Below are 12,423 nucleotides of genomic sequence, written 5' to 3'. Positions count from 1 at the left end.
GCGGTGTGTCGGGGGCTGGACGATTCCCGCCAAGGCGGCCTGGCCCGGCCGGTGCCGTTGGCTGGGACGATTCACGCCCCGTGATGGTCCGTCCGACACGCCATTGGTGGGGGTGTTCTCGCCACGGTGGCCGGAAAATGCCGCACATGCTGCGTGTGCCCGCCCGCCCGTCCTACGCTCGCATCGTGCTGCGCATCATCGACGCCCGTACCGGCGAGCCGGTCGACGCCGCTCCGGCCCGCCGGGGCCTGACCCGTGTCGAGGTGCACGCGTCCGGCTCCGACACGACGAATCTGAGGGTGCTGCTCGTGGCGGACCTGCTCGTACGGGCGCTGGAGCTCGGCGGCACACCGGTGTGGGCCCTGCTGACCGGCGGGCGCCGCCAGGCGGAGCTGCGGGCGGACGCCGCGGCCCTTGGCATCCGCCCCTTCGAGGACAGCCCCGAGGTCAGCGCGGGGCTGGGCGAGGCCCAGGTCGTCCATGTCGCCGTCGAGGGTGGGGCGACGCCTGACGGGGTGCGGATCGCTGTCGCGCCTGTGGAGGCGACGGGGCGGGGCACGTCGGTCGGAGAGCGGCGGCAAGCCGGTACGTCTGACCGAGGGCTGTGGGAGGCCGGTACGCCGGACGGTGAGTCGTCGGAATCGGGCCCGCCAGCCGCTGACTCCGCGGAGTCGGGCACGTCGGTCCGTGAGTCGGCGGGGTCGAGGCCGCCGGTCGGTGAGTCGGCGGAGTTGGGTCGGTCAGTCGGTGAGTCGGTGAGGGCGGCCCCGCCGAGCGGTCAGCCGGTGGGTTCCGGCCCGGCGGGCGGGGCCGATCCCACCGCCCTGCGTCTCGCCCTGCTCACCCGGCACCACAACACCCCCGTCCGGCTGGATGCGGGCGTCCTCGACGAGGCACAGGCCACTCTCGCCCGCTGGCGCGGTGCGGTCGCCCGTTGGGCCCGACGGCCCTCGCGGCCCGTCCCCGACGACGTGCGCGGGCGGTTGCGCGAGGCCTGGGAGGGCGATCTGGACGTGCCCCGGGTGCTGGACGTGCTGCGGCGCGTGGAGAACGAGCCGGACCTGCCGGACGGCGCCCGTTTCGAGACGTACGCCTACGCCGACCGGCTCCTCGGCCTCGAGCTCACCCGCGACCTGGGAGCCCCGTCATGATCGAGCGTGCCGGAGCGGGCCCGCTGCGCCGCCTGGTCGTGCTGCGGCACGCCAAGTCCGCCTGGCCCCTGGACGTCGCCGACCACGAGCGTCCGCTCGCCCCGCGCGGCCGCCGCGACGCCCCCGCGGCCGGGCGGGCCCTGGCCGAGGCCGACTGCCTGCCGGACCTCGCGCTGTGCTCCACCGCCGTACGCGCCCGCCGGACCTGGGAGCTGGCCGCCGCCGAGTGGGGCACGCCCCCGCCGGTCCGCTACGACCGGCGCCTGTACGCCGCGAGCCCCGCCGGTCTGCTGGCCGTCGTGCACGAGGTGCCGGCCGAGGTGGAGACGCTGTTGCTGATCGGGCACAACCCGGGACTGGAGGAACTGGTCCTGGCGCTCGCCGATGACGGTCTCGACGACACCCTGGAGCGGGTCCGCACGAAGTTCCCGACCTCGGCCATCGCCGTACTGTCCTGGTACGGCACGACCTGGCGCGCCCTCACCCCCGGCACCGCGCTGCTCACCTCCATGACCGTGCCCCGGGGCGCGAAGAAGTAGCCCCGGGGCCGCGCATAGGCTGTCCCGATGCAGGACGAATACCGCACGGTCGCCCGCGCCGGCGTGCACGAGACCGAGGTCAACCGCTCCCGCTTCCTGTGCGCCCTCGCCCCGGCGGCCACCGAGCAGGAGGCGCAGGACTTCATCGCCACGGTCCGCAAGGAGCACGCCGCGGCCACTCACAACTGCTGGGCCTACGTCATCGGCGCCGACGCCTCCGTCCAGAAGGCCTCCGACGACGGCGAACCCGGCGGCACCGCCGGCGTTCCCATGCTCCAGATGCTGCTCCGCCGGGACATGCGGTACGTCGTCGCCGTCGTCACCCGCTACTACGGCGGGGTCAAGCTGGGCGCGGGCGGGCTCATCCGGGCGTACGGCGGAGCGGTCGGCGAGGCACTGGACACGCTCGGCACGCGCACCCGCCGCCGGTTCCGGCTGGCCACGGTCACCGTCGACCACCAGCGGGCCGGCAAGCTGGAGAACGACCTGCGGACCACCGGGCGCGAGGTGCGGGACGTGCGCTACGGGGAGGCGGTCACGATCGAGATCGCACTCCCGGACGCCGATGTGGAGGCCTTCCGGGCGTGGCTCGCCGACGCGACCGCCGGGACGGCCGGTTTCGAACCGGGCGGGGAGGCGTACGGCGACGCCTGACGCGCGGTCAGCCTCTTGCCCGGCGCCCGGGAGCCGGCCCGGCGGGCATCAGTGCCGGTGGAGCGGGAGCGGGACGGCGGCCCGCGGCGCGCCACCGAGGCCGCTGACACAGGAAGATCATGCGCCAGCCCAGGCCGGCCACGTCGAGGTCGAGCAGCAGACCGCCGCCGACGAGGCCGGCGATGACGCCCGCTCCGATGGAGGCACCGTAGGCGCCGACGGCACGGGCGCGGTCGCGTTCGTGTACGAAGACGGCCCGGATGAGCGAGAGCACCTGCGGAGTCATCACCGCGGCCGACAGGCCATGGAGCACCCGGGCCGCGATCAGGGTGGCCGGGGTGGGCGCGAGCGCGCACAGCAGGGACGTCAGGGTGAAGGTGGCCACGCCGACCCGGCCGCCCTGGACCTGCTCAGCGTGCTGCGCCGCAGCGGGCCGCCGTACACCCTGAGCACCCAGGACCTCGCCGGGCACTCCCTGGTGACCGCCGGCGCCATCTCCCAGCGGGTCGCGCGCGCCGAGCGCGACAAGTTGGTCACGCGCCGCCCCGCCCCCGGCCGCAGCCGCGCGGTGCTGGTCGAACTGACCCCGGTCGGCCACGAGTTGGTGGAGCGCACGGTGGACCGGGTGCTCACCCGCGAGACGCAGCTGCTGGAACGCCTGGGCCCGGAGCGGCGCGAAGCACTCGCCGAGCTGCTGCGCGAGCTGCTCGACGACGTGCAGGAGGAGCTGAACGTGCGGGGTGTTTCCCATGTCGGGCACGAGGGCCTCGACCACACGGGGCAGGGCTGAGCCTGCGCGCTCGACTCCCGCAGGGCGTACGTGCGGACATTTCCCCCGAATTGGCGCCCGGCGGGTGGGGCATCGCGAGGTTCGTGATGGACCAGGTGCCCGCACGGGTTAGCGTGGTGGGTGCTGACAGCGAGCTGTGCCGGCTCGTGCGGGTCGTGGAGCGGTAGCAGGGGGAGTCATGCAGGTCGGAGCGGCGTCGTGAGACTGCTGCACACGTCCGACTGGCACCTCGGCCGGTCGTTCCACCGGGTGAACATGCTCGCCGCCCAGGCCGAGTTCATCGGCCACCTCGTCACGACCGTGCGCGAGCGGGCCGTGGACGCGGTGGTCGTGTCAGGGGACGTCTACGACCGGGCCGTGCCGCCGCTCGCCGCGGTCGAGTTGTTCGACGACGCCCTGCACCGCCTCGCCGACCTCGGCGTGCCGACCGTGATGATCTCCGGGAACCACGACTCGGCCCGCCGGCTGGGCGTCGGTGCGGGCCTCATCGGGCGGGCCGGCATCGACCTGCGGACCGAGCCGTCGGCGGCCGGGATCCCGGTGGTGCTGGCCGACGCCCACGGGGACGTCGCCTTCTACGGGCTGCCCTACCTCGAACCGGCCCTGGTGAAGGACGAGTTCGGCGTGGAGAAGGCCGGGCACGAGGCCGTGCTCGCCGCCGCCATGGACCGGGTCCGCGCCGACCTCGCCACGCGCGCGCCCGGCACGCGCTCCGTCGTCCTCGCGCACGCCTTCGTCACCGGCGGCGAACCCAGCGACAGCGAAAGGGACATCACCGTCGGCGGCGTGGCCGCCGTGCCCGCCGGCGTCTTCGACGGCGTCGACTACGTGGCCCTCGGGCATCTGCACGGCTGCCAGACCCTCAGCGACCGCGTCCGTTACTCCGGCTCCCCGCTGCCCTACTCCTTCTCGGAGGCCGAACACCGCAAGAGCATGTGGCTCGTCGACCTGGCCGCCGACGGCTCCGTCGACGCCGAGCGCGTCGACTGCCCGGTGCCGCGCGCCCTGGCCCGGATCCGGGGCACGCTGGAGAACCTGCTCGCCGACCCGGAGCTGGAGCGGCACGAGGAGGCATGGGTCGAGGCGACGCTCACCGACCCGGTCCGTCCGGCCGACCCGATGGCCCGGCTCACCGAGCGCTTCCCGCACACCCTCAGCCTCGTCTTCGACCCCGACCGGGCCGAGGACGACCCCGAGGTGTCGTACGCCCGGCGCCTGGTCGGCCGCAGCGACCAGCAGATCGCGGAGGACTTCGTCGCCCACGTGCGCGGCGCCGGACCCGACGCGCACGAACAGGGCGTGCTGCGGGACGCGTTCGACGCGGTGCGGGCCGACGAGACCGTACGGGAGGTCGCCCGGTGAGGCTCCACCGGCTGACGATCACCGCCTTCGGACCCTTCGGAGGCACCCAGAGCGTCGACTTCGACGAACTGTCGGCGGCCGGGCTGTTCCTGCTGCACGGACCCACCGGCGCGGGCAAGACATCCGTCCTCGACGCCGTGTGCTACGCCCTGTACGGCTCGGTGCCGGGCGCCCGGCAGGGCAGCGGACAGGGCACGGCCCTGCGCAGCGACCACGCCGCGCCCGCGACCCGCACGGAGGTCACCCTCGAACTCACCGTCGCCGGACGCCGCCTGGAGATCACCCGCCAGCCGCCCTGGGAACGCCCCAAGAAACGCGGCACCGGCACGACGCTCGACAAGGCCCAGAGCTGGCTCCGCGAGTACGACACCACGGCCGGGGCCTGGAAGGACCTCAGCCGCTCCCACCAGGAGATCGGCGAGGAGATCACCCAGCTGCTCGGCATGAGCCGGGAGCAGTTCTGCCAGGTCGTGCTGCTGCCGCAGGGCGACTTCGCGCGGTTCCTGCGCGCCGACGCCGAGGCCCGCGGCAAGCTGCTGGGCCGCCTGTTCGACACCCGCCGCTTCGCCGACGTCGAGAAGCGCCTCGCCGAGCGCCGCCGCGCCACCGAGGCCCAGGTCCGGGACGGGGACGCCGAGCTGCTGGCCGACGCCCACCGCATGCAGCAGGCCGCGGGCGACGCCATGAGCCTGCCGGACCTGGCACCCGGCGAACCAGGACTCGCCGAGGCGGTGCTGGGCACCGCCGCCGTCGCCCGCAGCACCGCCCGCGAACAGCTCACCGTCGCCGAGTGCACGCTCGCAGCCGCCGAGTCCGCGCAGGCGGCCGCCGGCCGGGCCCTCGACGACGTACGCGAACTGGCCCGCCTCCAGCGGCGGTTCGCGCAGGCACAGGAACGGGCGGCGCTCCTGGAGGAGCGGACCGAGGCGTACCGGGAGGCGCAGAAGCGGATGGAGCGCGCCCGCAAGGCCGAGGCGGTCGCGCCCGCCCTGGACCTGCGGGAGACCGCCGAGGCCGAACACCGGCGGGCGGCCGCCGCCGAGGCACGCGCGCGTGCCCTGCTGCCCGAGACCTTCGCCGACGCGGGCGCGGCCGGGCTCGCGGCCGCCGCCCGCCGGGCCGCCGAGGAACTGGGCGGACTGGACTCGGCCCGCCGCGCCGAGCGGCGACTGGCCGAACTCCTCGACGAACGCGCCGGCCTGGACCGCCAGGAACGCGCCGACGCCGAGCTCCTCCAGGAGGCGGAGGCCTGGCTCGACGGCTGGGAGGAGACGCGCACCGCCCTCCAGGCCCGCGTCGACTCCGCCCAGCAGGCCTCCTCCCTAGCCGAACAACTCGCCGTACGGCGCGAGCCCGCGCGGCAGCGGCTGAAGGCGGCCCGGCTGCGCGACCAGCTCGCCGAGGACACCAACAAGGCCGTCGAGCAGGCCCGCACCGCACAGGAAGAGGCGCTGCGCGCCAAGCAGCACTGGCTCGACCTCAAGGAACAGCGCCTGACCGGCATCGCCGCCGAACTGGCCGCGAACCTCACCGACGGTGAGCCCTGCGCCGTCTGCGGGGCCACCGAACACCCCGCCCCCGCCCGCAAAATCGCCGGGCACGTCGACCGCGAGGCCGAGGAACACGCCCTGGCGGCCTATCAGCGCGTCGACGAACAGCGCGCCGAGGACGAGCGGAATCTCGGCGTCGTCCGGGAGGCGCTGGCCGCCGCCACCGCCGAGGCGGGTGACACTCCCACCGAGCAGCTCGCCCGCGAGCTCGCGGAGTTGGAGGAGCAGTACGCGCAGGCCCGCCGGGGCGCCGCCGAGCTGCACGCCGCGCAGGAGCGGCTGCGGCAGGCCGGGCACGAGTACGAGCGGCGCGTCGCCGCCCGGCAGGAGGCCGCCGTGCGGAGCGCCGCCCGGGTCGGCCACCGAGAGCGGCTGGAGAGCGAGCGCGCGGCCCTGGAGGAGGAGCTGGACCGGGCGAGGGGCGCCCTGGACAGCGTCGCCGCCCGGGCCGCGCAACTGGAGCGCCGGACCGCGCTGCTCACGGACGGTGCCGACGCCGCCCGCGCCGCCGAGGACACCGCCCAGCGGCTCAAGGACGCCGACGCCCGGCTCGCAGACGCCGCCTTCCGCGCCGGCTTCGACACCCCGCGGGACGCGGCCGCCGCCGTCCTCGACGACGCCGCCCACCGCGAGCTGCAACGCCGGCTGGACGCCTGGCAGACCGAGGAGGCCGCCGTACGGGCCGTCCTCGCCGAGGCCGACACCGCCACCGCCGCCCGGCAGCGGCCCGCCGACCTGACGTCGGCGCAGCTCACCGCCGACGCCGCGGCCCGCCGGCTGCGCGAGGCCGCCTCCGCACACGACGCCGCCGCCCGGCGCTGCGCCGAACTCGATCGGCTCTCCGCCCGGGCGACCGCCTCCGTCCGCCGGCTGGCGCCGCTGCGCGAGGAGTACGACCGGGTCGCCCGCATGGCCGGCCTCACCGCCGGCACCTCGGCGGACAACGAACGCCGGATGCGCCTGGAGTCCTACGTACTGGCGGCCCGCCTGGAACAGGTCGCCGCAGCCGCGACCGTACGGCTGCGGCGCATGTCGTCCGGCCGCTACACCCTCGTCCACTCCGACGACCGCACCGGACGCGGCCGCAGCGGACTCGGGCTGCACGTCGTCGACGCCTGGACCGGCCGCGAGCGGGACACGGCGACGCTGTCGGGCGGCGAGACGTTCTTCGCCTCGCTCGCCCTCGCCCTCGGCCTCGCGGACGTCGTCACGGACGAGGCCGGCGGGGTGCGGCTGGACACCCTCTTCATCGACGAGGGCTTCGGCAGCCTCGACGACCAGACCCTCGACGAGGTCCTCGACGTCCTCGACTCCCTGCGCGAACGCGACCGCAGCGTCGGCATCGTCAGCCACGTGCCCGACCTGCGACGGCGGATCCACGCCCAGCTGGAGGTCGTCAAGGGCAGGTCCGGATCGGTGCTGCGGCAGCGCGGCGTGGGCTGAGGTCAGCGGCCGAGGGGCGTGAGTCCGCGGGGACGCCGGTGCGGGTCGGGACGCTGCTGTGCGGGATGTCCGAAGCGTCAGCGGCCGAGGGGCCGCCGGGGGAGCGGCGAGGAGTACACGACGCTCGTGGTCACCGAGCCCAGCGCCCCGATCCGCCCGGACACCTCCTCCAGGTGGCGCATCGAGCGGGCCGTGACCTTGATGACGAAACAGTCGTCGCCGGTGACGTGGTGTGCCTCCAGGATCTCGGGCGTGGCGGCGACGAGGTCGTGGAAGGGCTTGTAGTTCCCGGTGGGGTACCGCAGACGTACGAACGCCAGGATCGGCAGTCCCAGCTTCTCCGGATCGACCACCGCCGTGTAGCCCTGGATGACCCCGGCCTCCTCCATGCGGCGCACCCGTTCGGTGACCGCGCTCGCGGACATGGAGACGGCACGGGCCAGCTCGGTGAAACCGGCCCGGCCCTCCCGCTGGAGGACGTCGAGGATGCGCCAGTCGGTGGCGTCCGGGGAATACGCGGTCATCCCCGAGGAATAGCAGCGAAATCCCCGGCGGATCAAGCGGAATGCCGGGGATCATCACTTCAAGGTCCGGATCAGCGGCCGTAGCTTTCTCGGCATGACCACCATCACCGTGAATCCCGTGCTGCGCGTCGCCCCCGCCGCCCCGGCCGAGGCCGCCATCCACTTCCGCGCAGGCCTCGCCTTCCACACCGACGTGTCCGACGTCGCCGCCGCACTCGCGGCCGGCGGCGACCCCGGCTTCGCACTGGTCGACTCCCGCTCCATAGAGGCCTGGGACCAGGGCCACATCCCCGGAGCCGTCCACCTGCCGACCGCGCTCGTCCGCGAGCAGGCCGCACAACTCCTCGACAGGTCGGTGCCGGTCGTGACGTACTGCTGGGGCCCCGGCTGCAACGGTGCCGCCCGTGCCGCCCTGGCCCTCGCCGAACTGGGTTACCAGGTCAAGGAGATGCTCGGGGGTTTCGAGTACTGGGCGCGCGAGGGCTTCGAGTTCGAGACCTGGCAGGGCCGCGAACGCCGTGCCCCGGATCCCCTGACGGCTCCCGCGGGTGCTGGTGACTGCGGCTGCTGACCCCCGGAAATTTGAAGGGGATTGACCCTGTAGGTTCTTGCGCCATGGTGCGATACGCGGAGCCGGGCGTCGTGGAATGGGTGGAGTCGGGCGGCGGGCCGCTGATAGCGGTGCCCGAGACGGTTCTGCCGTTCTGGGCGGGTGCCGACGGCGAGGAGACGGCGTCGGACTACGACCGGGCCTGTGAGGTGGACGGGCACGTCGGGCTTCTGCCGGTCGGCGACTGCACGGCCCTGGTTCTGGGCGACGAGCCTGCGTCGACGGCCTATCTGCCCGACCAGGGGATGTTCGTCCGGTGGTGCGCGGGTGATTCCGAGGACGAGTTGCTGGCGAGCGTGCCGTTGGCCGTCGACACGGCGGAGTGGGAGCCGGAGGTTCACTGGGAGGTGCCCGGTGCTGTGCTGCTTTTTGATGCGGCGTGGCCTGGGGCGGATCCTTCGGGGAGCGAGGGGGTTCGGGTGGTTCTGGAGCGCGGGCGCTACGCGGTTCGGGCGGCTCGGGTTCAGCCGGGTCCGGAAACGTGGCTGGGCTTGGTCCAACTGCGGCTCCTTGCGCCCAGATGACCGTGGGGCGGTCGACCGGTCGGCGTGTGCGGGCTTTGTGGCTGGTCGCGCCCACGCGACTGAGCCGCATATCGGCACAGCCCCGCGCCCCTGAGGGGCGATATTCGCGTGCGGCGCTCGTGCAGCCCGGACACGATGATCGTATGCCTCGACTTCCCCACCCCACCCCCGAAGAACTCCGCCGCGACCCCCTGCCCCTGCGCGGCCGCACAGCCCTCGTCACCGGTGCCAGCCGGCGCGGCGGCATCGGGCACGCCGTGGCCCGGCGCCTTGCCGCCTACGGGGCGAGTGTCTATCTGCATCACCACGTGCCGCACGATGCCGGCCAGCCCTGGGGCGCGGACCGTCCCGAGGACGTCGTCGCGTCCGTGCGCGGGGCGCTCGCGGACCCTGATGCCCGGGTCGTCGCCGGGCCCGGTCATCTGGGCGATCCGGACGTGCCCGGTGAACTCGTCGGCAGGGCCGCCGAGGTGCTCGGCGGGCGGCTCGACATCCTCGTCGCCAACCATGCGCAGAGCGGGTTCGACGGCTCCCTGGACGAGATCGACACGGCGATGCTCGACAGGCACTGGGCGGTCGACACCCGCTCGGTGATCCTGCTGGCCCAGGCGTACGCCCGGTTGCGAGCCGCGCTGCCGCCGCGCACTCCAGGCGGGCGCGTGATGATGATGACCTCCGGCCAGGACCTCGGAGGCGGCATGCCGGGCGAGATCGCCTACGCCCTCCAGAAGGGCGCCCTCGCCTCCATCACCCGCTCCCTGGCGACGACTTTGGCCGAACACGCCGTCACCGTGAACACGGTCAACCCCGGACCCGTGGACACGGACTACATGACCGGCGAGGACTACGAGACCATCGCGGCCCTCTTCCCGGCCGGCCGGTGGGGCATGCCCGACGACCCCGCCCGCCTCATCGCATGGCTCGCCACGGACGAGGCGGAGTGGGTCACCGGGCAGGTCATCGACTCCGAGGGCGGCTTCCGCCGCTGACCTGCGCCGCTGACGTCCCCTAGAGCTGGGACAGTTCGTCCACCAGGTCGTCCAGACCCAGGGACCCCTGCGAGAGGGCCGCCATGTGCCAGGCCTTCGGGTCGAAGCCTTCACCGCGCCGGGCGCGGGCCTTCTCGCGGCCCAGCAGCCAGGCCCGCTCGCCCAGCTTGTAGCCGATGGCCTGGCCCGGCATGGACAGATAGCGGGTCAGCTCGCTCTCCACGAAGTCCGCGGGCCGACTGCTGTGCGAACCGAAGAACTCCTGCGCCAGCTCCGGTGTCCAGCGCTCCCCCGGGTGGAAGGGGGAGTCGTCCGGGATCGTCAGCTCCAGATGCGTGCCGATGTCGATGATGACGCGCACGGCACGCATCATCTGCGCGTCCAGGTAACCGAGCCGGCGCTCCGGGTCCGTCAGGAACCCCAGCTCGTCCATCAGCCGCTCGGCGTACAGCGCCCAGCCCTCGGCGTTGGCGCTCACCATGCCGACACTCGCCTGGTAGCGGGAGAGGTTCTCCGCCACGTGCTTCCACTGGGCCAGCTGGAGGTGGTGGCCGGGCACGCCCTCGTGGTACCAGGTCGACACCAGGTCGTAGACGGGAAAGCGCGTCTCGCCCATGGTCGGCAGCCAGGTGCAGCCCGGGCGCGAGAAGTCGTCCGACGGCGGCGTGTAGTACGGGGCCGCGGCGCTGCCCGGAGGGGCGATGCGCGACTCCACCCGGCGCACCCGCTCGGCCAGGTCGAAGTGGGTGCCGTCGAGCGCGTCGATCGCCTCGTCCATCAGGGACTGCAACCAGTCGCGGACCTCGTCGACGCCTTCGATGTGCGTGCCGTGCTCGTCCAGATGCGCCAGCGCCACCCACGGCGTGGCGGCACCCGGCAGGATCTTCTCGGCCTCCGCCTTCATCTCGCCGAGGAGGCGGTGGTACTCGGACCAGCCGTACGCGTACGCCTCGTCCAGGTCGAGGTCCGTGCCGTTGTAGTAGCGCACCCAGCGTGCGTACCGTTCCCGGCCCACCACATCCGGCGCGCCCTCGATCGCCGGTGTGTACACGTCCCGCATCCAGTCGCGCAGCCGCAGAACCGCCTCGGTGGCCGAGCGGGCCGCCGTGTCCAGCTCGGACCGCAGCGCCTCGGGGCCGGCGGCCGCGAAAATCTCGAACCAGCCACGGCCCTCGCCGTCGGCGTCCGCCCACTCACCCAGCTGCTCCACGAACGTGGCCGTGGCACGCGGCCCGCCGTGCAGCTTCCGCTCCAGGCCGAGCGCCAGGGACTCCCGGTAGCCCTCCAGCGCGGCCGGGACCGCGCGCAGCCGCTCGGCGATCGCCGCCCAGTCCTCCTCCGACGCCGCCGGCGTCACGGTGAACGCCTGGCGCACCGCGTGCGGGAGGGAGCTCAGGTTGCTGACGGACCGCAGGCTCTCCTCGGCCTCGTGCACGGCGAGTTCCGCGACGAGCCGCTCACGCAGCAGCCGCCCGCAGCGGCGCTCGATGTCACTGTCCGCGCCGGGCTGCCGCTCCGCCTCGTCCAGCCGGGCGAGCGTCCGGCGCGCCAGCTCCGCGAGCGCCTCCTGGCCCGTGGGCGAGGTGTCGGGCAGCCTGCTCGAACTCTCCTTGACGCCGAGGAACGTGCCGGTGATCGGGTCGAGGGCGATGAGCTCGTCGACGTACGCGTCGGCGACCTCACGGGGCAGCGGGCTCTTGATCTCAGACATGCGGTCCATCCTGGTACGACGTGCAGCGCACGTCACGCGGATTGAGCCGAGGGCGAAGGCGGCAGCAGCGGCCCGCACTCCCACTGCTGGAAGATCAGCCGGGTCTCCACGCGCGCCACCTCCCGCCGCGAGGTGAACTCGTCCAGCACGAGCCGCTGAAGGTCGGCCATGCCGGCGACCGCGACATGGACGAGGTAGTCGTCCGGTCCGGTCAGATGGAAGACGGTCCGCGACTCCGGCAGGGCGCGGATCCGCTCCACGAACGGCCCCACCAATTCCCGCCGGTGCGGTCTGACCTGCACCGACAGCAAGGCTTCCAGCCCTCGTCCCAGTCTGGCCGGATCCAGCTCCAGCCGGTGTCCGAGGATCACGCCCGAGCGGCGCAGCCGGGTCACCCGGTCCAGACATGTCGACGGCGCCACCCCGACCTGCGCGGCGAGATCCCGGTACGTCGTCCGGGCGTCGTTCTGCAACAGCCGCAAAAGGTGGAGATCCACCGGGTCCAGTACGACAGATTCGGCCATTGGCCGAACGTAGCACGGAGTTCTCACCCTCGGGCCCGGCCGCTGTTCACCC

General features: G+C 73.8%; 12 protein-coding genes and 1 pseudogene. 9 read left to right on the top strand and 4 right to left on the bottom strand.

What is annotated here, in order from left to right:
- The first annotated feature begins 146 nt into the window (after positions 1–146).
- From V8690_RS05840 to V8690_RS05830, 3 genes are read left to right on the top strand one after another with little or no spacing between them, the layout of a single operon-like run.
- The gene (locus V8690_RS05840) at positions 147–1,151 is read left to right on the top strand and encodes a hypothetical protein (RefSeq protein ID WP_338776242.1); all 1,005 of its coding nucleotides are present in this window, start codon (positions 147–149) and stop codon (positions 1,149–1,151) included.
- Positions 1,148–1,690, top strand: a complete 543-nt coding sequence (locus tag V8690_RS05835; RefSeq protein ID WP_338776241.1) for a histidine phosphatase family protein — start codon at positions 1,148–1,150, stop codon at positions 1,688–1,690. Before V8690_RS05840 ends, V8690_RS05835 begins: the two co-directional genes overlap by 4 nt.
- 27 nt (positions 1,691–1,717) lie before the next feature.
- Positions 1,718–2,344, top strand: a complete 627-nt coding sequence (locus V8690_RS05830) for a YigZ family protein (protein ID WP_338776240.1) — start codon at positions 1,718–1,720, stop codon at positions 2,342–2,344.
- A 7-nt stretch (positions 2,345–2,351) separates the two neighbouring features.
- Here the strand turns inward: V8690_RS05830 and V8690_RS05825 are convergent, their stop codons facing one another.
- On the bottom strand, positions 2,352–2,729 hold the full coding sequence (locus tag V8690_RS05825; protein WP_338776239.1) for an MFS transporter: 378 nt from the start codon (positions 2,727–2,729) through the stop codon (positions 2,352–2,354).
- A gap of 3 nt (positions 2,730–2,732) precedes the next feature.
- Here V8690_RS05825 and V8690_RS05820 point away from each other — a divergent pair.
- From V8690_RS05820 to V8690_RS05810, 3 genes and pseudogenes are all read left to right on the top strand, one after another.
- Positions 2,733–3,134 (top strand): annotated as a pseudogene (locus tag V8690_RS05820) (MarR family transcriptional regulator); the annotation flags it as partial.
- Between the two features lie 198 nt (positions 3,135–3,332).
- Positions 3,333–4,496 (top strand): exonuclease SbcCD subunit D, encoded by a 1,164-nt coding sequence (locus tag V8690_RS05815; RefSeq protein ID WP_338776238.1) that lies wholly within the window; start codon positions 3,333–3,335, stop codon positions 4,494–4,496.
- The gene (locus V8690_RS05810) at positions 4,493–7,489 is read left to right on the top strand and encodes an SMC family ATPase (protein WP_338776237.1); all 2,997 of its coding nucleotides are present in this window, start codon (positions 4,493–4,495) and stop codon (positions 7,487–7,489) included. Before V8690_RS05815 ends, V8690_RS05810 begins: the two co-directional genes overlap by 4 nt.
- Positions 7,490–7,566: 77 nt before the next feature.
- Here the strand turns inward: V8690_RS05810 and V8690_RS05805 are convergent, their stop codons facing one another.
- On the bottom strand, positions 7,567–8,013 hold the full coding sequence (locus V8690_RS05805; RefSeq protein ID WP_338776236.1) for an Lrp/AsnC family transcriptional regulator: 447 nt from the start codon (positions 8,011–8,013) through the stop codon (positions 7,567–7,569).
- A gap of 94 nt (positions 8,014–8,107) precedes the next feature.
- On the opposite strand from V8690_RS05805, the gene V8690_RS05800 reads away from it, so the two are divergent.
- The 3 genes from V8690_RS05800 (at position 8,108) to V8690_RS05790 (ending at position 10,136) form a co-directional block, all read left to right on the top strand.
- Entirely contained in the window at positions 8,108–8,584 is a 477-nt protein-coding gene (locus tag V8690_RS05800) for a rhodanese-like domain-containing protein (RefSeq protein WP_338776235.1), read from the top strand.
- Positions 8,585–8,628: 44 nt separating this feature from the next.
- Positions 8,629–9,147: an immunity 21 family protein gene (locus tag V8690_RS05795; RefSeq protein WP_338776234.1), complete on the top strand. Its 519-nt coding sequence runs from the start codon at positions 8,629–8,631 to the stop codon at positions 9,145–9,147.
- A gap of 143 nt (positions 9,148–9,290) precedes the next feature.
- Positions 9,291–10,136 (top strand): SDR family oxidoreductase, encoded by an 846-nt coding sequence (locus tag V8690_RS05790; RefSeq protein WP_338776233.1) that lies wholly within the window; start codon positions 9,291–9,293, stop codon positions 10,134–10,136.
- A 19-nt stretch (positions 10,137–10,155) separates the two neighbouring features.
- Here the strand turns inward: V8690_RS05790 and V8690_RS05785 are convergent, their stop codons facing one another.
- Both V8690_RS05785 and V8690_RS05780 read right to left on the bottom strand, forming a co-directional pair.
- Positions 10,156–11,847 (bottom strand): DUF885 domain-containing protein, encoded by a 1,692-nt coding sequence (locus tag V8690_RS05785; RefSeq protein ID WP_338776232.1) that lies wholly within the window; start codon positions 11,845–11,847, stop codon positions 10,156–10,158.
- Between the two features lie 32 nt (positions 11,848–11,879).
- The gene (locus V8690_RS05780) at positions 11,880–12,371 is read right to left on the bottom strand and encodes an Lrp/AsnC family transcriptional regulator (RefSeq protein WP_338776231.1); all 492 of its coding nucleotides are present in this window, start codon (positions 12,369–12,371) and stop codon (positions 11,880–11,882) included.
- Positions 12,372–12,423 lie beyond the last annotated feature (52 nt).

Source organism: Streptomyces sp. DG1A-41, assembly GCF_037055355.1.
GTDB lineage: Bacteria > Actinomycetota > Actinomycetes > Streptomycetales > Streptomycetaceae > Streptomyces.
The sequence above is the reverse complement of the archived record's forward strand: the minus strand, read 5'-3'. Positions and strand labels throughout refer to the sequence as shown.